Here is a 19,888-nt window from a genome sequence, read left to right as displayed (position 1 = left end):
TCAGGGCTCCGCGTCGGGGCAGCGCGAAGGCTGGGCGCGCTGGAAGGCGTCGAGCTGCATACAGGCCTCGAACGCCGCCATGGTGCGCGGCAGCCCGCTGAAGTCGCAGTCGAAGCGCTGGCCGTTGAAGACCTGCGGCACCAGGCAGCAGTCGGCCAGCGTGGGCGCGTCGCCCCAGCAATAGAGGCTCGCCGGGCGCTGCGCAAGCTGGCGCTCGAAGGCCAGCATGCCCTCGCGCACCCAGTGGCGGTACCAGGCGTTCTTGGCCTCGTCGCCGATCTTGAGCTCGCGCACCAGGTACTTGAGCACGCGCAGGTTGTTCAGGGGATGGATCTCGCAGGCGACCGACTGCGCCAGGGCCCGCACGTGCGCCCGGCCCACCGGGTCGCGCGGCAGCAGCGCGGGTTCGGGATGGATCTCGTCCAGGTATTCGATGATCGCCATCGACTGCGTGAAGCGCTCGCCCTCGTCTTCCAGCAGCGGCACCAGCATGTCGGGCGAAATGGCCGAGAAGGGCCCCGTCTTGTGCTCGCCGCGCGCAATGTGCACCGGGAGGTAGTCGTAATCCAGGCCCTTGAGATTGAGCGCGATGCGGACCCGGAACGAAGCAGAGGAGCGGAAGTAGTTGTGGAGCTTCATCATGGGCCAGAGCATAGCGCCGGTGCTCCCCTCGTGGACCCCGGCCGGCGACGGCTTCCGCCCTCTGGCAAACTGCCGCTTTCGCTTGAAAGGACTTTTGCGCCATGGCATCCGAATACGTCTTCACTCCGTCGGCGACGGTGTCCCTGCCGGTGGTCGGCCAGGCTGCCCGCTTCCCCGTGCACCGCATCTACTGCGTCGGCCGCAACTACGAAGAGCACGCCAAGGAAATGGGCTTTACCGGCCGCGAGCCGCCCTTCTTCTTCATGAAGCCGGCCGATGCCGTGGTCGTCGTCGATGCGGACCAGACCGGCACCATGGCCTACCCCACCCTGACCAAGAACCTGCACCACGAGATCGAGCTGGTGGCGGCCATCGGCACCGGCGGCAAGAACATCAAGGCGGCCGATGCGATGAAGCACATCTTCGGCTACGCCGTGGGCCTGGACATGACCCGCCGCGACCTGCAAGGCGACATGAAGAAGCAGGGCCGCCCCTGGGACATCGGCAAGAGCTTCGAGCAGAGCGCGCCCATCGGGCCGATCGTGCCGGCAGCCCAGGCCGGCGACATCGAGCACGCCGAGATCTCCCTGCAGGTCAACAGCCAGGACCGCCAGCGCAGCAACGTCAGCAAGCTGATCTGGAACATGGCCGAGACCATCGAGCACCTCTCGGCCGCCTGGGAGCTGCAGCCCGGCGACCTGATCTTCACCGGCACGCCCGAAGGCGTGGCCGCGGTCGTGGCCGGCGACACCCTGGTCGGCCAGGTCGCGGGCCTGCCCACGCTCACCGTCAAGGTGGTCTGAAACACTCTGCCGGTCCACACCCGATGCTCCTGCGCGTCCCCATCAAGCACTGCAAGAACTGCGGCACGGCGGTGGTGTACCGCATTCCCGACGACGGCGACACGCGCGAGCGCGCCATCTGCCCTGCCTGCCACACGGTGCACTACGAGAACCCGCTCAACGTGGTGGGCACCATCCCCGTGCTGGGCGATCGCGTGCTGCTGTGCAAGCGCAACATCGAGCCGCGCTGGGGCAAGTGGACGCTGCCGGCCGGCTTCATGGAGCTCAACGAGACCACCGCACAGGGCGCCGCGCGCGAGACCGACGAGGAGGCCGGCGCCGAGTACGAGATGGAAGGCCTGTTCGCAGTAATGAGCGTGGTGCGGGTGGGCCAGGTGCACCTGTTCTACCGGGCTCGCCTTCTCAGCGACAAGTTCGCCCCCGGGCACGAGACGATCGAGGCCCGCCTCTTCACCGAGGAAGAAATTCCCTGGGACGAGATCGCCTTCCGCACCGTGCGCGAGGCGCTCACCCGCTACTTCGAGGACCGCCGGCGGGGCAGCTTCGACCGCGTCCACCAGCTCGACATCGTATGAAGCTCCTTCGCGCACCGCTGTGCTGCGCCCTGCTGCTGGCTGCACAGGCGCAGGCCGAGCAGATCGGCGAGGTCGATACGGCCTTCAAGCTGATCGGCCCCGATCACAAGATCGTGGTCGAGGCCTACGACGACCCCAAGGTCAGCGGCGTGACCTGCTATGTCTCGCGCGCCAGGACCGGCGGCATCTCCGGTGCCTTCGGCCTGGCCGAGGACAAGGCCGAGGCCTCGATCGCCTGCCGCCAGGTCGGGCCCGTGCGCGTGACCCAGCCGCTGCCCAAGCGCGAGGAGGTGTACAGCGAGCGGCTCTCGATCCTCTTCAAGCGCCTGCGCGTGGTGCGCATGGTCGATGCCCCGCGCAACACGCTGGTCTACCTCACTTACTCCGATCGCCTGGTCGAAGGCTCGCCGAAGAACAGCATCACCGCGGTCCCCATCGACCGCGCGATGCCGATCCCCCTGAAGTAGGTGAGCGCGTCCCATGGTCACCTGCGCTGACGCGCACGATCGGCGAGCTCTACGGCGCACTCTCCACCGGCCCGCGGCCTCCACCCTTAAAAAACGCCACGGTCCTACGCGCCCTCGGGAACCAGCGCGGCAGAATGCGTTCGAAAAAACGCCATGCCATCCAACACTCATGTTCTCCGCGCCGGCTTCATGGCCGCAGTGGTCGCCAGCCTGGTCGCCTGCAGCACCACGCCCCTGCCACCCCCGCGCCCGCTTCCCTCGACCCCCGGCGCCACCGTCAAGCCGCCGCCGCCACCACCGCCGGCACCGCCCGCATTCATCCGGCCCGCGGCCGGGGCCACGCTGTCGCGCTTCGACGGGAAAACCAACAAGGGACTGGACATCGCGGGCAGCCCGGGCGACCCGATCCTCGCCGCGGCCGACGGCCGTGTTGTCTATGTCGGCGGCGAGCTGCGCGGCTACGGCAACATGGTGATCGTGAAGCACAACGACACCTTCCTCAGCGCCTACGCGCACGCGCAGCAGGTCCTGGTGAAGGAGAAGGACGTCGTGCGCCAGGGCCAGAAGATCGCCGAGATGGGCAGCAGCGGCGCCGACCGCGTCAAGCTGCACTTCGAGCTGCGCAGGCAGGGCGTTGCGGTGGATCCCGAGCCCTATCTCAACGGCCAGCTGCGCTGAGCGCGGCAACTGCACAGCCCAGCGCAGCTACAGCAGGCTCTCCGGCACCAGCGGCGCAAGCAGCTCCAGCTTCAGGCGCGAGCCGAGATCGGTCTCGGGTTCCACGTGCTGCACGACATCGGGCCCGCCGTCCTCCGACGGGCTCACCCATTCGATGCCGCCCTTCGGCCCCAGACGAACGCGGTAGGCCGCATCCATCGTGATGAAGCCGACCAGGCTGGTGAGCTGCGCCGCGAGCTGCGGGCTGTGGATGAACAGGCCGAGCTCCGTGTTGTGCAGGTCCGAGCGCGGATCGAAGTTGAGCGAGCCGATGAACACCACCTTGCCGTCGACCACCGCGGATTTGCCGTGCAGCCGCCCGCTGGCCGAGCCGAAGATTCCGAAGCGCTGCGTCTGCTCGACGCGCTTCGGGCTCAGCTCGTAGAGCTCCACGCCGAGGCGCGCCAGCTCGGGCCGGTAGCGGCGGTAGCCCAGGTGCACCAGCGATTCGTCGGTGGCGGCCAGCGAATTGGTCACCAGCGTGAAGCGCACGCCGCGCTCGCGCAGCTGGCGCACGGATTCCATGCCGCCGCGGCCCGGAATCAGGTAGGGCGTGGTGATCAACGCCTCGCGCTCGGCGGCGCGCACGTAGCGACGGACGTTGAAGAGCACGCCCTCGGGCGCATCGGCCGCCACGCGCGGGCGCTCCTCGCGTGGGCCCAGTGCCTTGTGCGGCGTGTCGGCATAGGCCTCTGCCCGCGCCCAGACCAGCGACAGCGTGCCCGCCTCCAGGTCCTCGGCAAGGGCCTGGTAGCCCAGCAGGTCGCGCTCGACCGGCGTCTGCGGCGCCCACATCGCGGCGTCCCAGGTCATCTCCTCGAAGCGCTGCCGCCGCTGCGACGGCGTGCCCTCCACCTGCGCGATCGATTCGATCGGATACACGAAGGGGCTGTTCCAGTACGTGTCGAACAGCGAGGACAGCCGCGGCACCACCGCGCCCGTCACCAGGGTGTCGATGTCGATGAAGTTGGCCCCGGCATCGCGCATGAAATATTCGTTGGCGATGTTGCGCCCGCCCACCACCGCCATTGCGTTGTCGGCGACGAAGAGCTTGTTGTGCATGCGGCGATGAATGCGGTCGAAGTCGAGCAGCGAGGCAGCCAGCCGTGTCGACAGCCGCCCGCGCCCGGCCGGGAAAGGATTGAAGAGCCGCACCTCCACGTTGGGATGGGCCGCGAGGCTCGCCAGCAGCGTGTCGGCCCCGGCGGTATAGAGGTCGTCGATCAGCACGCGTACGCGCACGCCGCGCTCGGCCGCGTCGCGCAACGTGCGCAGCAGGTAACGGCCGGTCTCGTCGTTCTGCACCAGGTAGTACTGCACGTCGATGCTGCGCTGTGCGCGCCGCGCCAGCTCGAGGCGCGCGTGCATCGAATAGGCCGGCAACGGCAGCAGCCGGAAGCCGCTTTGCTGCGCATCCGGCGCACCGGCCACGGCGAGGCGGCCGAGCGCCGTGTTCGCAGTGTCCATGATCGCGTGCGAGGGCCGGCGCTCCACCCCCTTCGGCAGGCCCGCGCAGCCGGTCAGCAGCACGGCGAGGGCTAGCGCGACGAGCCAGCCGACTCCGCTGCCCCAGGCGCTACCAGGATGCGTCGCGCTTTCAGCCCCCATCGCCGCCTTCGATCCGGACCAGGGTCTCGCGATCGCGCCGGCTGCCGAAGTACTTGTCCAGGCAGTCGCGAAACACCGGCTCCGACGGATCGGCCGCATCGAACAGGGTCATGGATGAGCAGAACTTGAGGTCGTCCGGCGCGCCGAATATCTCGTGGATATCGCGGCCCTCGACCGCGAGCACCAGCGCGCTGCATTCGCGCAGCCGCGGCCCGAGCAGCGGGTGCGCCAGATAGGCGCGCGCCTCGGCCGGCGAAGCAATCGCATAGCGCTGCGCCATCGCGCTGCGGCCCAGGCCCGCGAGCTGCGGAAACACGAACCACATCCAGTGACTGCGCTTGCGGCCGTCGCGCAGTTCGCGGCGCACCGCATCGATCACGGGCGCCTGCGCATCGACGAAGCGCTGCAATTCGAAGGCATCGTTCATGGGCGGGAAACTTCTCTGTAGGTGCCGTCTTTCTCAAGCTCGCGAAGTATGCCGCGCCATGCCGGGCGCGTGCCACCGTCAAATCTGCACGCATCAAAAAAAGAGAGGCTCCCCCAGAGAACGACAATGAACTGCGAAGCGATCCACTGCGCCGACACCAAGACCGTCCGGTTTGCCATCTACCCCGACGGACTCGACGGACCCCGCATCATGGCCCATGTCTCCGAGGCCGCTCTCCGCGATCTTTGCGAAAACCCGGACGCGGACCCCGACCCCGACCTGACCCTCACCTGCGAGGCCTACTTCCCCTGCATCGAGGCCAAGGCGCTGGAGCGCTATCGGGCCGAACCCTCCGTCCCCATCGTGCTGGGGCCTTCAGACCTCAGGGCCTGCGCCGTGCTCCACTGATCCGTCGCCTGAGGGCGCGCGCCCCGGAGCGGGGCGGGCGCCGTCAGCCTTTGATGAACGCCAGCAGGTCGGCGTTGATCACCTCGTGATGCGTCGCGCACATGCCGTGCGGCAGCCCCGGGTAGACCTTGAGCTCGGCGTTCTTCACGAGCTTGGCCGACAACAGCGCCGAGGCGCCGATCGGCACGATCTGGTCGTCGTCGCCATGCATGATGAAGGTGGGCACGTCGATCTTCTTGAGGTCCTCGGTGAAGTCGGTCTCGGAGAAGGCCTTGATGCAGTCGTAGTGGGCCTTGATGCCGCCCATCATTCCCTGCAGCCACCAGTGCTGGCGGATGCCCTCGGAGACCTTCGCGTCCGGCCGGTTGTAGCCGTAGAAGGGCAAGGTGATGTCGCGATAGAACTCGGCCCGGTTACCGGCGACACCGGCGCGAATGCCATCGAACACCTCCATGGGCAGTCCACCGGGGTTGGCAGCGGTCTTCACCATGATCGGCGGGACGGCACCGATCAGCACGGCCTTGGCCACACGCTTGGAGCCGTGCCGTCCCAGATAACGTGCCACTTCGCCGCCGCCGGTGGAATGGCCGACATGGATCGCGTCCTTCAGGTCCAGGGCCGCGGTGAGCGCGGCCAGGTCGTCGGCGTAGGTGTCCATCTCGTTGCCGGTCCAGGTCTGGGTCGAGCGGCCGTGGCCGCGCCGGTCGTGCGCGATCACGCGAAAGCCCTGGGCGAGGAAGAACAGCATCTGGTTGTCCCAGTCGTCGGCCGAGAGAGGCCAGCCGTGGGAGAAGACGATGGGCTGGCCCTTGCCCCAGTCCTTGTAGTAGATCTGGGTGCCGTCCTGGGTCGTGATGGTGGGCATGGTGGGATTTCCTTGGGGTGGTTAGGAGAAGAGGAAGAAGGCGCAACAGGCCTGGTCGAAGGCCGCGCGAACGGAGTCTATCCAAGCGCCCTGCGCAAGCGTTCAGCAATATGCAAGCCAGCCGGTGCCTCGCGGTCCCCGAGGTCCAGACACCGGCCTCAGCCGTGCACCGGCCGTACCGGCAGCGCGGGCATCGCCTCGCGCAGAAAGTCCCTGAAGCTGGCCGCCGCCGGCGACAGCGCCCGGTCTCGCTTGCAGAACAGCGACAGGTGCCTGTGCACCACCGGCGCGACGAGGGGCCGAGCCACCAGGCCGAAGGGCTCGATCAGCGGCAACGAACGGCCGGGCTGCGCCGTGATGCCGTGCCCCCACTGCACCATGCCCAGCGCGGTGGTGATGAAGGACACCTCGTGCGCCGGGTTCAGCGCGAGCGTGGCGGAGTGCTTGAAGAGATCGGCTTGCAGCCGCTTGGTGAAGTCGGGCGTGAGGCTGACGAACGGCTCCTGCAGCACCTGCGCCCAGGTCACGCGGCTGCGGGCGGCCAGAGGGTGGTCCGGCCGGCAGATCAGCCACATGCGGTCGCGCAGCAGGCTTTGCTGCGCGAGTTCCGGCGGCGCCTGGCGCTGCGGCGCAATGCCGAGGTCGGCCTCCCCGCTCATCACGCGCGCCAGCGCCTGCTGGTTGAGCGAGTCCAGCACGTACACGGCGATGGCCGGAAACTTCTGCCGATAGCGCAGGACCAGCTCGGGCAAGGTGGTGGCCGCGTAGAGCGGCGTGCAGGCGATGCGCACGGTGCCGCGCTTCTTCTGCTCCAGGTCCTGCGTGCTTTCGAGCGCACTGGCGAGGTCGTCCAGCACCTTGCGCGCCAGCGGATAGAACTCGCTGCCTGCCAGCGACAGCGCCGTCGCACGCGTGCTGCGGTCGAACAGGCGCACCTCGATCCCGCGCTCCAGGTCCTTGATGAGCAGGCTCAGCGCCGAGGGCGTCAGATGCAAACGGCGTGCGGCGGCGGCGAAGCCACCCGCATCGGCGATGGCAACGAAGGCGCGAAGCTGGCGCAGCGTGACGTTGGCCGGATTCATCAGAAAAACTCAATGCCCGCTAAAAATTGCTGGTTTGTCTCAACGATCACGCGAATCTACCATCGGCTCAAAGGAGGCGCTCCCACGATGCTGCGATTCGATCCCAATCTTCGATGGCTGTTCACCGAAGTCCCCATGCTGCAGCGCTACGAGGCCGCGGCGGCCGCCGGCTTCCGCGGCGTGGAGGTGGCCTTTCCCTATGAATATCCGGCCAGGGAGATTGCCGCCCGGCTCGAGTCCAACGGGCTCGAACTCGTGCAGATCCTCTCGCCCTTCGACTGGGACGCGGGCGAGCGCGGTCTCGCGGCGTTGCCGGGGCGCGAGCATGACTTCAAGGCGAGCATCCGCACCGCCATCGACTACGCGGTACAGGTGGGCGGCCCCCTCATCCACGTGATGCCCGGGAAGATAGGGCCGCAACTCGAACGTGCGCAGTGCATGGATTTGTTCCTTGAGAACATCGGCTGGGCTGCGGACGCGGCCCGCGCGGCCGGGCTGACGCTCATCCTCGAGCCTTGCTGCCGCGCGCGCTTTCCCGACTTCCTGTACCACCGCATCGAGGAAGGCGTGGCGGTCGTGAAGGCCTTGGGGCGCGAGAACGTCAAGCTGTGCTTCGACACTTTCCACATCCAGATGGAGGAAGGCGCCATCGCCGACCGGCTGCGCGCCACCTGGCCGCACATCGGCCATATCCAGGTCGGCAATGTGCCGGGGCGCCACGAGCCCGGCACGGGAGAGATTCATTTCCCCTACCTGTTCGGCCTGATCGAAGAACTGGGCTGGCAAGGGTGGATCGGCTGCGAGTACACCCCCTCCGGCCCCACGCTGGACACCCTGGGCTGGGGCGCCCCCTACGGCCTGGGCGCACGCTCGGAGGCAATGACATGCTGAGCGCCGCGGACAACGAACTGCTCACGCGCACCGGCGCGGCCACGTCGATGGGCCAGTACTTCCGCCGCTTCTGGCAACCCGTGGCGCTCTCGCGCGAGCTGCCTGAGCGCGACGGCGTGCCGCTGCGCGTGAACGTCATGGGCGAGAAGCTGGTCGCATTCCGCGACAGCCAAGGTGCAGTGGGCCTGGTGGACTCACGCTGCCCGCACCGCGGCGCCGACCTCTACTTCGGGCGCAACGAGGACTGCGCCATCCGCTGCGTGTTCCACGGCTGGAAGTTCGACCGGCAGGGCCGCCCCGTCGAGCTGCCGAACGTGCCGCCCGGCGCGGCCTACCACGACACGCTGCGGCTCAAGGCTTACCCCACGCGCGAGTACGGAGACGTGGTGTGGGCCTACATGGGGCCCGACCCGTGGAGCCGCGCGCTGCCGGAAGTGCCCCAGCTGGAGTTCGGCGCACTGCCCGCCGCGCACCGCTTCGTCACGAAGAAGCTGCAGGAGTGCAACTGGGCCCAGTCCATCGAAGGCGCGCTGGACACCTCGCATTTTTCCTTCCTGCACATGCCGGCCCCTGGCGTGCCGTCGAACGCGAACCCTGACGCGCCGGCGGACGAGAAGCGGCTGCGCTGGATCCGCGAGGACCCGTTGCCACGCTTTTCCATCCTCGAGCATGAGGTCGGCTTCGTGGTCGGTGGCGCCCGCCGCGCCGACGATGGCGTGCGCTACTGGCGCACCGCGCAGTTCGCCCTGCCCGCGCACAGCACCACGCCCTCGACGCTGCCGGGCGAGACCCATTTCGGCTATACCTGGGTGCCGATCGACGACGAGAACTGCTGGATCTACACCTACGCGTGGAATCCCGAGCGTGCGTTGTCCGAAGACGAGCTGCGCAAGTTCAAGGCCGGCCATGGCGTCATCGCCGAGGTCGACGAAGACTTCATCCCGGTCCGCAACCGGGCCAACGAGTACCTGATCGACCGCCACCACCAGAAGCACATCAGCTTTACCGGCGTGCGCGGCGTGGCCGAGCAGGACGCGATGATCCAGGACAGCCAGGGCCGCATCGCCGACCGGACGCAGGAGCACCTGTCGGCTTCCGATGCGGCGGTGGTGCGCTTCCGGCGCGCGGTGCTGGGGGGTGCCAAGACGCTGGCCGCCGGCACGGAGCCTCAGGCGCCGCTGAAGCACGAGGCCTACCGGCTGCGCTCGGGCAGCTGGTTCGCATCGGAAGGCGTGTCCTTCGAGCAGGTCATGCTGGAGCGCTTCGGCGATCCTGTCGGCCGCGTCGCGTCCGGCACCGAAACCCCGGCGGCCACGACGCTCACCGAGTGAGCGAGCCCACGACAGCAAGGAGACAAGCCCATGATTCCCAAGCTCCTCCGGCACGCACGCAGCCTTGCGCCCGGCTGGCACCGCACGCTGGCGCTGGTCGCCTGCGCGCTCTTCGGCGCGGCCGGCGCCCATGCGCAGGCCTACCCGAGCAAGCCCGTCAAGCTCATCATTCCGTACGCTGTCGGCGGCTCCACCGACCAGACCGGGCGCCTGCTCGCGAGATCGCTCTCTGAGCGGCTCGGCCAGCCCATCGTGGTGGAGAACCGTGCCGGTGCCGGCGGCGCGGTGGGCCACGAGTTCGTCGCCAAGGCGCCGGCCGACGGCTACACCCTGCTCTTCAGCGCGGCAGGGCCGCTCACCGTGACGCCGCACACCTATACCAAGCTCAACTACGAGCCCATCAAGGGCTTCGAGCCGATCACGCTCGTCGCCACGCAACCGCTGCTGCTGGTGCTCAATCCGGCCATGAAGGCCGACAGTGTCGCGGACCTGGTGCAGGAGGCCAAGGCCAGGCCCGCCAAGCTGACCTACGGGTCCTTCGGCAACGGCAGCGCGGCACACCTCGCCGGCGAACACTTCAAGACGCTGACCGGCGTGGACATGGTGCATGTGCCGTACAAGGGCAGCGGACCCGCGCTGGTCGACCTGGTCGCGGGTCAGATCGATCTGATGTTCGACGTGTTCAGCACCGCCGCGCCGCTGGTCAAGGGCGGCAAGCTGAAGGCGATCGCCATCACCTCCAGTGAACGCTCGCCGCAGCTCCCGCAGGTGCCCACCATGCAGCAGGCGGGCGTCGCGGGCTTCGAGGCCGGCACCTGGTTCGGCGTGCTCGCGCCGGCCGGCACCCCGGCACCCGTGATCGAGAACCTGTCGAAGGCCATCAACGCATCGCTCGAGGAAAGGGAACTGCGCGACACGCTGGCGTCGCAGGGCGCCACGGTGCGCGGCGGCACGCCCGAGCAGTTCAACCGCTTCTTCCTCGCCGAGTACGACAAGTGGGGAAAGATCGTGAAGTCGGCCGGCGTGACGGCGGAGTGACGCTCGGCCTGGCTGCGGCCTATGAGGCTTCTTCGCGCCTTCGTCCCGGCCCGCCGATCTTCCTGAGGCGTCCAACCACCTCGTCGAGCTTCAAGCGCGGCAGCTCGATCGTGGGAACGTCGACCGCCCTCAGCGGACGCACGACCTGGAAGCTCCAAACGAGCGGCTCTGTCTCGCTCCCCTGCGCAGGCGTGTAGGCCCGGCCTTCACCGTCGACCGTGATCTCCACGTCCTGGATGTACTGCGTCGAGCCGTCGGCAAGATCGACGTAGGGCTCGAGCAGCGCTTCGGGACCGCTGTCGAGCAGCTTGCTCACGACCCGTTGACCGTTGCAGACGATGATGTCGGCCGCCTGCAGTGCCTGAAACAAGGTAGTCCTGAAATTCATGGAGACATTGTCTCTCCGCACTGAACCCTCGATCACGGCCCGGGGCAGCGGGATGGCATCATCCGCCTACTTGGCGTCGTCGGGGGCCGGCTTAACGAAACCTGCAGCGTTCTCGCCCTTGCCAGGCTCCGCCTCGTCGTCGAGGGCTTCTTCCTCTTCGGGAACATCCCGGCGCGCGTCCGGATCCGGCACCAGCACCGGCTTGTTCTGGGGCGGCTTGACGTACTCGGTCATGTTGCTCTCCTTGCCAAGGATGCGGCCATTGCCGCTGAGTGGGTCGACTGGTCCTTCGACCAAGCTATGCCGCCGCGGGCCGCCAGGTCTGTAGGAGCCGACCGCATGGGAGTGAAGTGCCCGCTTGGGTCATGGACGGCGGATCTGGAACGCGGCGTTCGCGCCCCATGTCGCCACCAGCAGGCTGCCATCCGGTGCAACTGCCAGGCCCACCGGACTGCTCAGGCGATCCGCAATCACCGTGCGAGCGCCTTGGCGGTCGACGCGGCTGACGGTTGTCCCGCCATAGTCCACGACATAGGCGGCGTCCGCGCCCGCCGCAACGATGCCCGGGCCGGGGCTTTTCAGTTCGGTGTTGATCGTCCTGGCCTTCTGTCCACCCGATACCAGGGATATGCCACCCGCGATGTTGCTGACCAGCAGATCGCCATTGGGCAATTCGACGGCACCTACCGGTGTCTGCAAGCCTTCGGCAGCGACCTCCAATCTTCCGTCCGGGTGCGCGGCAAGAATCTGATTGGTTCTGCGATTCGCGACCAGCAAGCGACCACGCGCATCGAAGGACAGGCCAGCAGGTGTTGCCAGCCCCCGCACGAAAACAGACTTGTCGCCGTTCGGGGTAAAACGCCACACCAGATCCTCGTTGTACGAAGCGACGTAGACATCTCCCTTGGACGAGACCGCCAGCCCCGAAGGGCCGCTGAGCCCGCTGGCAAAGACCGTACGTTCGCCGTTGGGTGCGAAGCGCAAGACGGTGCCCGCAGACCAGTTCGCCACGTAGAGATGGCCTGTCGCGTCATAGGCCATGCCGACAGGTGAGCTGAGCCCTTCATGGATTGCGGTCCGGTCGAGCTTCCACATGCCGGTCGGTTGCGATTGAGCAAAGACAAGCTCACCTGGCGAAGTCGCCATGAGAAGCATCAAGCAGAGGGATTGGAAGACCTGCTTCATCCTGCGGCCTCATGAGAGAAGATTTCCTTGGCCGCAAAGAGGCCGTTGAGCGCAGCAGGAAAGCCGGCATAGACAGCCATCTGCATGATGACTTCGACAATTTCCTCTCGAGAACAGCCGACGTTGCGGGCACCGTGGATATGCACCTTGAGTTGCGGCGAAGCGTTTCCCATCGCAGTGAGCGCCGCCACGACCGCGAGCTCGCGAGTCTTGAGGTCCAACCCCGGCCTGGAATAGATATCGCCGAAGGGAAACTCGATGAGCAGGCGGGCAAAGTCAGGGGCGATGTCCTTCAAGCTCTCGATCACCGCCTCGCCAGCATGACCATCGACCTCCTTGAGCTTTTCCCAGCCACGCGCATACCGTTCGTCATTCATAAACTGCCGCCTTTCCATTTGTTCACCAGGTGACTCTAGGATTGGATCGAAAGCCCATCCAATACCTTTTCCGTGATACCTTTTTGGTATGGATGAGTTGATCGACCTGCGGCAGTTTCGGTACTTTCTCGCTGTCAGCGAGGAATCCAATTTCGGGCGGGCGGCGGTGCGCCTGCACATCTCGCAACCGCCGCTGAGCAGGCAGATCCGTCAGTTGGAAGAACGGCTTGGCGTCGAACTGTTCGTGCGGACCGGGACAGGCGTCACGTTGACGAAGGCAGGCGCAGCATTCTTGCCGGAGGTGAGGCGGACGCTGGCGCAGGCGGACAAGGCGGTTGCGGCCGCAAAGGCGGCGCAAGGCACCGAGAGCGGCCGGTTCGTTGTCGGCTACACCACCGTGTTCGACCGAAGTGCCATTCCGGATGTGTTCGAGCCCTTGCATGAGCGCTTCCCCGACTGGCGGATTGCCACCAGGGGCAAGCACTCGATCAGCCTCGTGCGAGACATCAAGAACGGCACGATGGATGTGGCCTTCATTGGCTTGCACACCGAGGCCAGGGGTCTGCGAGTCGAGACACTGCTGGAGGAGCCGCTCGTGGTGGCGCTGCCCGCCAGTCACCCTCTTGCTCGCAAGCGCAGGCTTGGATTCGATGACCTTCGCGAAGAGTCGATCTTCCGTTTCGAGCGTCGGCTCAATCCGGGCTTCTACGACCATTGCCAGGCGTTCTTCGAACGGATCGGGTTCAAGCCCCGGACGATTCCAGAGCCGGATGATCACCATATCCTGCTCGGGCTCATCGCGGAAGGACGAGGCATCGCCTTCATCTCGGCGTCGCTACAGCACGTCAAGCGGCAAGGCGTCGTCTTTCGGCCACTCAAGGAAGAAGCAAGGAAGCTGTCGAGCGGTATCGCCGTCGCCTATTCCGAGAGCAACTCATCACCCGTCCTGGCCCATTTCCTCGAGCTCGTGAGGCTTGAGGCGCACTTGAAGCATTCTGTCCAAGTGCGCCCCGCCCCGTGATCAGGCACGAGGCAGCAGCACGATCTTGCCGACTGCGCTCCCGCTGTCGAGCAATTCGTGCGCAAGGCGTGCGTCCGCCAGCGCAAAGCAGGTGGCGGGGGGCGCATGCAAGCGGCCCTCGGCCATGAGCGCGACGGCGGCTTCCATGAAGCCGCGCCGCTGCGCAATGTCGGCGTCGATCGCGTGGATCGAGAAAGTTCGCACGGCCAGGCTTTTGCCCAGCAACGCTCGAAGCTCTTCGAACACGTCGCTCGTCGGTGGCCCGTTGACGATGTTGTACGAGACAACCATCCCGAACGGCGCCAGCGAACGCAGGCAGGCGACGAAGAGATCCCCACCCAGGTGGTCGAATGCCAGATCGACGCCGCGCCCGCCGGTGAGCTGCATGACCTTCCCGGTCAGGCTGCGCGGGTCGCTCTCGATGACCTCGTGGGCGCCGTTCTTCAGCGCGAAATCTCTCTTCTGCGGGGTGGAGGCGGTGCCGATCACGTGCATGCCGCGGTCGCGTGCCACCTGCACCAGCGCCGTGGCCACGCCGCCTGCCGCGCCGGGGATCAGGATCGATCGCGCCGGCAGGTTGCCGTTGCTCGTCAGCATCGCCAGCGCGAGCTGAAAGTTGCCGAGGCTCACGGCATCTTCGAAGCGGATCGCATCGGGCAGAACGAAGGGCGCCGCCTCGGGCACGCAGATGGCTTCGGCATAGCAGCCGCCGCGCTGCTTGAGCTCCCTCGCGCTCACGAGCACACGTTGCCCGACGTGCAGCGCGCTGACGCCGGGGCCGACCGCATCGACGACGCCGGCCATTTCGTTGCCGGGAATGGCCGGCATCGGTGGCATCCACTTGTAGGTGCCGTTGCGGATGAGCACGTCCGGCCCGCCGGCGCCGATGGCCATGGCCTTGACCCGCACTTCGCCCGCCTGCGGCTGCGGCAGCGGCAGCTCCACCAGTTGCAGGACGTCCGGGCCGCCGGGCGCCTGGAGCTGGATCGCCTTCATCGTGTCTTGCATCAGCGCTGCCCGTCGTGCACGGACACCTGTTCCTTGGTGAGCCCGCCCAGGCGCGCATGCACCCGCCCTCCCGTACCCATGACCAGCGCAAAGAGAATCTCGTTCGGCCGCGGCGCATCCTGGATGCCGATCTCCATCGAGTTGTAGTGGCTGCGCACGTATGCGGCGTGGACGTAATGCAGCGGCACCATGAGCCGGTACCCGGTGGCGGCCACCGCCTTGGCCGACGGCACGATCGCCTTCGGCTCGCCGAGCACGTCGCGCATGGCCCAGCCGCCGGCTTCGTGCCACACCGCGCCGTGCTCCAGCTCTCCGTTCACGCCCACGATCGCGGCCTTGCTGTAGACCTCGACCTTGTCGCGCCCGAGCACCTCGACCAGCTCGGTGGCCAGCAGCGTTCCGAGCGAGCGCAGTTCGGCCATGAACGGCATCAGGTCCGGCTCGTAGCGGCCTGCATAGGGGTTGTGAATGACCGCGCAGGCGGCTGCCAGCCTGAGCGGCGTCGCGGCCGGCGGACCGCCCTCGTGGTAAATGGTCTCGACGGAAAGGCTGCGCTTGCGGATGTCGATCAGGGACATGGAACGGTCCTCATTGCTTGGGGATGCGTGCATCGTTCACCACGGTGGTCCACCGCTTCAGCTCGGCGGCCACCATGGCGGTCATTTCTTCGGGTGTGCTGCCGCGCGCCTCGCCGCCCATTTCTTCGAGCCGCGCACGCACGCCCGGCACCTGCAGGGCCTTCAGCGTTTCGGCGTGCAGGCGATCGACGATCGGGCGCGGCGTGCCCGCGGGTGCCATGAAACCGGCCCAGGAGCGCACGTCGTAGCCGGGCACGCCCTGCTCGGCCACCGTCGGCAGCTCGGGCATCAGGCTCCAGCGCTGCGCGCCGGTGGTCGCCAGCGCCCTGAGCTTGCCGGCCTTGATGTTGGCCAGCACGGCCGTGGGCGGCGCGATGATCACCGGCACCTCGCCGCCCAGCAGCGCCGCAACCGATGCCGCATCGCCGCGATACGGAATGTGCAGCATCTCGACGTTGGCGCTCTTCACCAGCAGTTCGCCGGCAAGATGGTGCGTGGAGCCGATGCCCGCCGACCCGTACGACACGCCGCGCGCATCGGCGCGCGCCGCGGCGAGCATCTCGGCCAAGCCTCGATACGGCGAATCGGCCCGCACCACCAGCAGGAACGGAAAGTAGGTGATCGTCGAGATCATCTGAAAATCCGCCACCGTCTGGTAGTTGAGCTTGTTGTAGAGCGCGCCAGCCACCGCATGGCCGCCCGTTGCCAGCAGCAGCGTGTAGCCGTCGGGCTTCGCACGCGCCACCGTAGCCGCGGCGATGGTGCCCCCCGCGCCGGTCTGGGCCTCGACCACGAAGGGCTGGCCCAGGCCCTTGGCCATTTCGGTGCTGACCACGCGCGCGATGGTGTCGGCATTGCCGCCGGCCGCAAAGCCCTGGTAGATCTTGATCGGCTTGTCCGGAAAACTCTGGGCCAGGCTGGAAAGAGGTGCCGCGCAGGCCATGGCCAGGCCTGCGGCGACGAGCAATCGTCTATGCCACATGTTTGTCTCCGGTGGTTGTGTGAATGAAGGCCGCGGCTTGTGCCGCCGCGGTCCGGGTCCAGGCTTCAGTCCTGCTGGACGATGGGATTGCGCAGCACGCCGATGCCTTCGATCTCTACCTCGCACACGTCGCCCGGCTTCATGAAGCGCGGCGGCTTCTTGCTCCAGCCCACGCCGGCTGGCGTGCCGGTGGCGATCACGTCGCCCGGAACCAGCGTGAAGATCGTCGACGAATAGCTGATGAGCTTCGGGATGCTGAAGATCATGTGGCCCGTGTGGCTGCTCTGCACCACCTCGCCGTTGAGCCGGGTCTCCAGCTTGAGTTCGCGGCCGGGCGCGATCTCGTCGGCCGTCACCATCCAGGGACCGAAACCGCCGGTCGATTCGAAGTTCTTGCCCGAGGCGATCTGCTTGGCATGAAACTGCCACTCGCGCACGCTGCCGTCGTTGTAGCAGGAGTAGCCCGCCACGTGGTCGAAGGCGTCCGCTTCGGCGATGTTGCGCCCGCCCTTGCCGATGATGACGGCGAGCTCGCCTTCCCAGTCGAGCGATTCCGACACGTGCGGCCGCACGATCGGCTGGTTGTGCGCGCATTGCGAGCGCCAGACGCGCAGGAAGATCGGCGGCTGTTCCGACAGTTCGCGGTGCATGCCGGCGGCCAGCACCTCCTGGTGATGGTCCATGTAGTTGCGCACCGCGCAGACGATCTTCTCGGACCTCGGAATCGGCGGAAGAAAGCGAATGTCCTCGAGCTTCGCCGCCACGGGCAGCCCTTCGACATGCTGCGCCGCCTTCAAGTACTCGCCCGAGGCGATGTAGTCGACCAGGCCCGCATGCTGCGGCCGCGCCTTGCCGAGATCGACCACGCCGTCACCGACGACGGCACCCCAGGTTTCGCGACCTTGATGGACGAATGACAAAAGCTTCATGGGAACTCCGGTTGAAATGGAATGGAAAGCGGATCGCTTAGGCGGCAGGTGCCGCCGGAGCGCGCGACTCGAACTGCGCCTGCCACTGCGCGAGCGGCATGAAGGTGGGGTCCTTGCGGCAGGCCTCCTCGGTCTCGCGCATGAGCGTTTCGTCGTCCTTCGACAGGTCGAGCGGATCGCCATGCGGCTGCGCGATGTAGAACGGCGTGTCGACGTAGATCTCGACCGTGTTGCCCTCGGGGTCCAGCATGTAGACAGAGAGCGCATTGCCGTGGTTCAGCCCCCGGATATTGGTGGCGCCCCGGGCTTCGGCGCGCGCCGAGATGTCGCGCAGGTGCTGGATGCTCGGAACCACGAACGAGATCTGCATCACCGTGCTGAATTTCGCCTCCGCCGGCCGGCCCGATGCCAGCACCAGCTGGTGATGCTGGTCCGGGCTCGCGCTGGTGAACACCAGCTGGTTCCTGAAGGTGCGGCCTTCGCCGCGGTCGGTGATGGTGAGGTCGAAGGTTTCGGTATAGAAGGCGACCATCCGCTCGAGGTCGGTGACGAAGATGCCGAAATGCGAAGGCGTGGGTCGGGCGACCTTGAGCATGCTTGTCTCCAGATTGATGGGGCGTCGCGCCCCTATGCTTGTGCGGCCTCTGCGGCTCGCAGTGCGGCTATCACGTTGCGCTGCGTGCTGAGGATGTGTTCCTCGAGCAGTGCGCAGGCGGTATCTGCATCGCGGCGCAAGGTGGCGTCCATGATCTTGCGGTGCTCGTTCGACTTGCGGCGCGCGGTCTTCCGGTGGCGCGCGGAGAACCGCCGGTAGCGCTCGGCCTGGTCGAACAGGCTCGCACCCCATACGCGCTGGCGCAACGAGGGACAGGCGGCGAGCAGCGAAAGGTGAAAGGCGCGATGCAGCTGCGACCAGTCGTTGTCGAGAATGACGGGGCCGTCGCTCAGGCGGGACTCGACCCTGTCGAGCCGGTGGAACGCAGCCAGGATGTCGGCCTCCCAGGCGTCGTCGCCATGGGCGATCGCTTCGCGCATCGCCGGCACGTCGAGCATCACGCGCATGCGCGTGATGTCGGCCAGGTCCTCTTCGGAGATCGGCGCCACGCGAAAGCCGCGGCGCTCGTCGGCGCGCACGAGCCCTTCCTGCGCCAGCCGGCTGAGTGCCTCGCGCAGCGGGCTGCTCGAATAGCCGTAGGCGGCCTGGAGTTCGTCGAGCTTGAGCTTGGCGCCGGCCTCGAAGGTGCCGGCCAGAACGTCTTGCCGCAAGCGGTTGAAGGCCTGCTCGACCAACGGCGGCTCGAAGGCGGGGGGTATTTCTTGTTTGTGCATGGAGACGATTTTATGCATAAACTCGCCTTTCCTGAACATCGGCTTCCACATGACACACAGCACTTCGACCCGCGGCATTCGCCTGCTCGGCATCTCCGGAAGTATCCGGCGCGATTCCCATTGCACCGCGGTGCTTCGCAGCCTGCAGCCCTTGCTGCCCGGGCACGCATCGATCGAGCTCTTTGCGCTGGACGACGTTCCGCTCTACAACGCCGACCTCGACGGCGACGCGCCGCCCGCAGCCGTGGCACGGCTGAAGTCGGCCATCGCGCAGGCCGATGGCCTGGTCCTGTGTTCGCCGGAATACAACTACGGAATGCCCGGCGTGCTGAAGAACGCCATCGACTGGGCATCGCGGCCCGGCTTCGCATCGCCGCTCAAGGGGAAGCCAGTCCTGATCGCGACCGCCTCGCCGGGCACCGCGGGCGGCGTGCGCGCGCAGGCGCAGATTCGCGATGCCTTGGCTGCCACGCTGGCACGGCCTGTGGTGCGGCAGCACGTCGCCATCGCAAACGTCGCCACGCGCATCCGCGAAGGCCGGTTGGCAGACGAACCGACGCTCGATTTTCTGCGGGTGGCGCTCGCCGATCTGCTGCAGGAAATCGCCCTGCTGAACGGCGCTGCCTCCCGCTCGGCGGGCCCGGGTTGACGAGCTTGCGGGAGGCATCTGCGTCACGGCGTCGCCTCCTGCTCAGGCCACGCGCCTGGCGCCCACGAGCACGAACAGCATGACCGCGGGCTTGTCGCCGAGATTGCGCCATGCATGCCGGTTGCCGTGCTGCACGGCCACATCGTGCTGGCGCAGCAACACCTGCGCGCCGTCGTCGAGCTCGAGCGTGATCTCGCCTTCGAGCACGATGTCGTAGTCGATGCTGTCGGTGGTGTGCATGCCGGGGCTGTCGGGCTCGAACGTCTCGGCCAGACCCGGAACCAGCCGGCCGAACTCGGCACCGAAGGCGGCCGCGTCGAACTCCGCGCGCATCATCACCGCATCGGGCGGGAACCTGACCATCATCAAGCGGGTGCCGCCCGCGGCAGGCGCAAAGCCCGCCTCGCCCGTGCGGTCGCCCACGGCCCCGGCACCCACGGTATCGTCAGCCTCCGTGGCCCACAGCAGTGCCGCGGCAAAGCCCGGCACCGTCGTGAACGCCACGCTGCGCGGTGCAGCGCCATCCGAAAGAACCCGCGCCTTGCCGTCGGCGCCTGTGCCAGCCACCACTCGTCTGATCTTCATGGC

26 protein-coding genes are annotated in these 19,888 nt (G+C 67.2%); 10 read left to right on the top strand and 16 right to left on the bottom strand.

All coding sequences use genetic code 11. From position 1 onward, the window contains the following. Entirely contained in the window at nt 1-639 is a 639-nt protein-coding gene (maiA, locus tag ACMGEZ_RS11275; protein WP_436822573.1) for a maleylacetoacetate isomerase, read from the bottom strand. Between the two features lie 104 nt (nt 640-743). On the opposite strand from maiA, the gene ACMGEZ_RS11270 reads away from it, so the two are divergent. The 4 genes from ACMGEZ_RS11270 to ACMGEZ_RS11255 all read left to right on the top strand — a co-directional run bounded on the left by ACMGEZ_RS11270 (nt 744) and on the right by ACMGEZ_RS11255 (nt 3,165). Then, complete coding sequence (locus tag ACMGEZ_RS11270) at nt 744-1,445, top strand: fumarylacetoacetate hydrolase family protein (protein WP_436822354.1); 702 nt, start codon at nt 744-746, stop codon at nt 1,443-1,445. 23 nt (nt 1,446-1,468) lie between these two features. After that, nucleotides 1,469-2,020 (top strand): NUDIX hydrolase, encoded by a 552-nt coding sequence (locus tag ACMGEZ_RS11265; protein ID WP_436822353.1) that lies wholly within the window; start codon nt 1,469-1,471, stop codon nt 2,018-2,020. Next, nucleotides 2,017-2,487: a CreA family protein gene (locus tag ACMGEZ_RS11260; protein WP_436822352.1), complete on the top strand. Its 471-nt coding sequence runs from the start codon at nt 2,017-2,019 to the stop codon at nt 2,485-2,487. The genes ACMGEZ_RS11265 and ACMGEZ_RS11260 overlap by 4 nt, the downstream gene beginning before the upstream one ends. Before the next feature lie 153 nt (nt 2,488-2,640). Continuing rightward, on the top strand, nt 2,641-3,165 hold the full coding sequence (locus tag ACMGEZ_RS11255; RefSeq protein ID WP_436822351.1) for a peptidoglycan DD-metalloendopeptidase family protein: 525 nt from the start codon (nt 2,641-2,643) through the stop codon (nt 3,163-3,165). Between the two features lie 27 nt (nt 3,166-3,192). Here ACMGEZ_RS11255 and ACMGEZ_RS11250 read toward each other — a convergent pair whose 3' ends face one another. Next, a complete protein-coding gene (locus ACMGEZ_RS11250) occupies nt 3,193-4,812 on the bottom strand; it encodes a phospholipase D family protein (RefSeq protein ID WP_436822350.1) in 1,620 nt (539 codons plus the stop codon). Further along, on the bottom strand, nt 4,802-5,239 hold the full coding sequence (locus ACMGEZ_RS11245) for a DUF1810 domain-containing protein (RefSeq protein WP_436822349.1): 438 nt from the start codon (nt 5,237-5,239) through the stop codon (nt 4,802-4,804). The genes ACMGEZ_RS11250 and ACMGEZ_RS11245 overlap by 11 nt, the downstream gene beginning before the upstream one ends. 126 nt (nt 5,240-5,365) lie before the next feature. On the opposite strand from ACMGEZ_RS11245, the gene ACMGEZ_RS11240 reads away from it, so the two are divergent. Continuing rightward, nucleotides 5,366-5,647: a hypothetical protein gene (locus ACMGEZ_RS11240; protein WP_436822348.1), complete on the top strand. Its 282-nt coding sequence runs from the start codon at nt 5,366-5,368 to the stop codon at nt 5,645-5,647. 43 nt (nt 5,648-5,690) lie between these two features. On the opposite strand, the gene ACMGEZ_RS11235 is transcribed toward ACMGEZ_RS11240, so the two are convergent. Then, entirely contained in the window at nt 5,691-6,512 is an 822-nt protein-coding gene (locus ACMGEZ_RS11235) for an alpha/beta fold hydrolase (RefSeq protein ID WP_436822347.1), read from the bottom strand. A gap of 158 nt (nt 6,513-6,670) precedes the next feature. After that, on the bottom strand, nt 6,671-7,594 hold the full coding sequence (locus tag ACMGEZ_RS11230) for a LysR family transcriptional regulator (RefSeq protein WP_436822346.1): 924 nt from the start codon (nt 7,592-7,594) through the stop codon (nt 6,671-6,673). Nucleotides 7,595-7,681: 87 nt separating this feature from the next. Between ACMGEZ_RS11230 and ACMGEZ_RS11225 the strand changes: the two genes are divergently transcribed. Genes ACMGEZ_RS11225 through ACMGEZ_RS11215 form a run of 3 tightly spaced genes read left to right on the top strand, consistent with a single transcriptional unit; the run spans nt 7,682 to nt 10,854 of the window. Further along, entirely contained in the window at nt 7,682-8,485 is an 804-nt protein-coding gene (locus tag ACMGEZ_RS11225; RefSeq protein WP_436822345.1) for a hydroxypyruvate isomerase family protein, read from the top strand. Beyond that, the gene (locus ACMGEZ_RS11220; protein WP_436822344.1) at nt 8,479-9,816 is read left to right on the top strand and encodes a Rieske 2Fe-2S domain-containing protein; all 1,338 of its coding nucleotides are present in this window, start codon (nt 8,479-8,481) and stop codon (nt 9,814-9,816) included. Before ACMGEZ_RS11225 ends, ACMGEZ_RS11220 begins: the two co-directional genes overlap by 7 nt. A 30-nt stretch (nt 9,817-9,846) precedes the next feature. Then, complete coding sequence (locus tag ACMGEZ_RS11215; protein ID WP_436822343.1) at nt 9,847-10,854, top strand: Bug family tripartite tricarboxylate transporter substrate binding protein; 1,008 nt, start codon at nt 9,847-9,849, stop codon at nt 10,852-10,854. Between the two features lie 19 nt (nt 10,855-10,873). Here the strand turns inward: ACMGEZ_RS11215 and ACMGEZ_RS11210 are convergent, their stop codons facing one another. The 4 genes from ACMGEZ_RS11210 to ACMGEZ_RS11195 all read right to left on the bottom strand — a co-directional run bounded on the left by ACMGEZ_RS11210 (nt 10,874) and on the right by ACMGEZ_RS11195 (nt 12,804). Beyond that, nucleotides 10,874-11,242: a hypothetical protein gene (locus ACMGEZ_RS11210; protein ID WP_436822342.1), complete on the bottom strand. Its 369-nt coding sequence runs from the start codon at nt 11,240-11,242 to the stop codon at nt 10,874-10,876. Between the two features lie 66 nt (nt 11,243-11,308). Next, nucleotides 11,309-11,476 (bottom strand): hypothetical protein, encoded by a 168-nt coding sequence (locus tag ACMGEZ_RS11205; RefSeq protein ID WP_436822341.1) that lies wholly within the window; start codon nt 11,474-11,476, stop codon nt 11,309-11,311. 129 nt (nt 11,477-11,605) lie between these two features. After that, nucleotides 11,606-12,427, bottom strand: a complete 822-nt coding sequence (locus tag ACMGEZ_RS11200; protein WP_436822340.1) for an NHL repeat-containing protein — start codon at nt 12,425-12,427, stop codon at nt 11,606-11,608. After that, nucleotides 12,424-12,804 carry a carboxymuconolactone decarboxylase family protein gene (locus ACMGEZ_RS11195; protein ID WP_436822339.1) on the bottom strand — a complete coding sequence of 127 codons (381 nt, stop codon included), beginning with the start codon at nt 12,802-12,804 and terminating at the stop codon, nt 12,424-12,426. Before ACMGEZ_RS11195 ends, ACMGEZ_RS11200 begins: the two co-directional genes overlap by 4 nt. Before the next feature lie 88 nt (nt 12,805-12,892). Between ACMGEZ_RS11195 and ACMGEZ_RS11190 the strand changes: the two genes are divergently transcribed. After that, nucleotides 12,893-13,825: a LysR family transcriptional regulator gene (locus ACMGEZ_RS11190; protein WP_436822338.1), complete on the top strand. Its 933-nt coding sequence runs from the start codon at nt 12,893-12,895 to the stop codon at nt 13,823-13,825. Here the strand turns inward: ACMGEZ_RS11190 and ACMGEZ_RS11185 are convergent, their stop codons facing one another. The 6 genes from ACMGEZ_RS11185 to ACMGEZ_RS11160 form a co-directional block, all read right to left on the bottom strand. Then, entirely contained in the window at nt 13,826-14,821 is a 996-nt protein-coding gene (locus tag ACMGEZ_RS11185) for a zinc-dependent alcohol dehydrogenase family protein (protein ID WP_436822337.1), read from the bottom strand. Between the two features lie 11 nt (nt 14,822-14,832). After that, the gene (locus tag ACMGEZ_RS11180; RefSeq protein WP_436822336.1) at nt 14,833-15,411 is read right to left on the bottom strand and encodes an amino acid synthesis family protein; all 579 of its coding nucleotides are present in this window, start codon (nt 15,409-15,411) and stop codon (nt 14,833-14,835) included. Nucleotides 15,412-15,421: 10 nt separating this feature from the next. Then, nucleotides 15,422-16,393 (bottom strand): tripartite tricarboxylate transporter substrate binding protein, encoded by a 972-nt coding sequence (locus ACMGEZ_RS11175; protein WP_436822335.1) that lies wholly within the window; start codon nt 16,391-16,393, stop codon nt 15,422-15,424. Nucleotides 16,394-16,458: 65 nt separating this feature from the next. After that, entirely contained in the window at nt 16,459-17,322 is an 864-nt protein-coding gene (locus ACMGEZ_RS11170) for a fumarylacetoacetate hydrolase family protein (RefSeq protein WP_436822334.1), read from the bottom strand. Nucleotides 17,323-17,359: 37 nt separating this feature from the next. Next, nucleotides 17,360-17,917 carry a VOC family protein gene (locus ACMGEZ_RS11165; RefSeq protein ID WP_436822333.1) on the bottom strand — a complete coding sequence of 186 codons (558 nt, stop codon included), beginning with the start codon at nt 17,915-17,917 and terminating at the stop codon, nt 17,360-17,362. A gap of 32 nt (nt 17,918-17,949) precedes the next feature. Next, nucleotides 17,950-18,669 (bottom strand): GntR family transcriptional regulator, encoded by a 720-nt coding sequence (locus ACMGEZ_RS11160; RefSeq protein ID WP_436822332.1) that lies wholly within the window; start codon nt 18,667-18,669, stop codon nt 17,950-17,952. 31 nt (nt 18,670-18,700) lie between these two features. Between ACMGEZ_RS11160 and ACMGEZ_RS11155 the strand changes: the two genes are divergently transcribed. Beyond that, a complete protein-coding gene (locus ACMGEZ_RS11155) occupies nt 18,701-19,300 on the top strand; it encodes an NADPH-dependent FMN reductase (RefSeq protein WP_436822331.1) in 600 nt (199 codons plus the stop codon). A gap of 42 nt (nt 19,301-19,342) precedes the next feature. Here the strand turns inward: ACMGEZ_RS11155 and ACMGEZ_RS11150 are convergent, their stop codons facing one another. Beyond that, nucleotides 19,343-19,885 carry a cupin domain-containing protein gene (locus tag ACMGEZ_RS11150; protein WP_436822330.1) on the bottom strand — a complete coding sequence of 181 codons (543 nt, stop codon included), beginning with the start codon at nt 19,883-19,885 and terminating at the stop codon, nt 19,343-19,345. Between the last annotated feature and the right edge of the window lie 3 nt (nt 19,886-19,888).

This window comes from Variovorax stachyos, assembly GCF_051400855.1.
Taxonomy (GTDB): Bacteria; Pseudomonadota; Gammaproteobacteria; order Burkholderiales; family Burkholderiaceae_C; genus Variovorax.
This window is presented reverse-complemented; position numbering and strand designations above follow the sequence as displayed.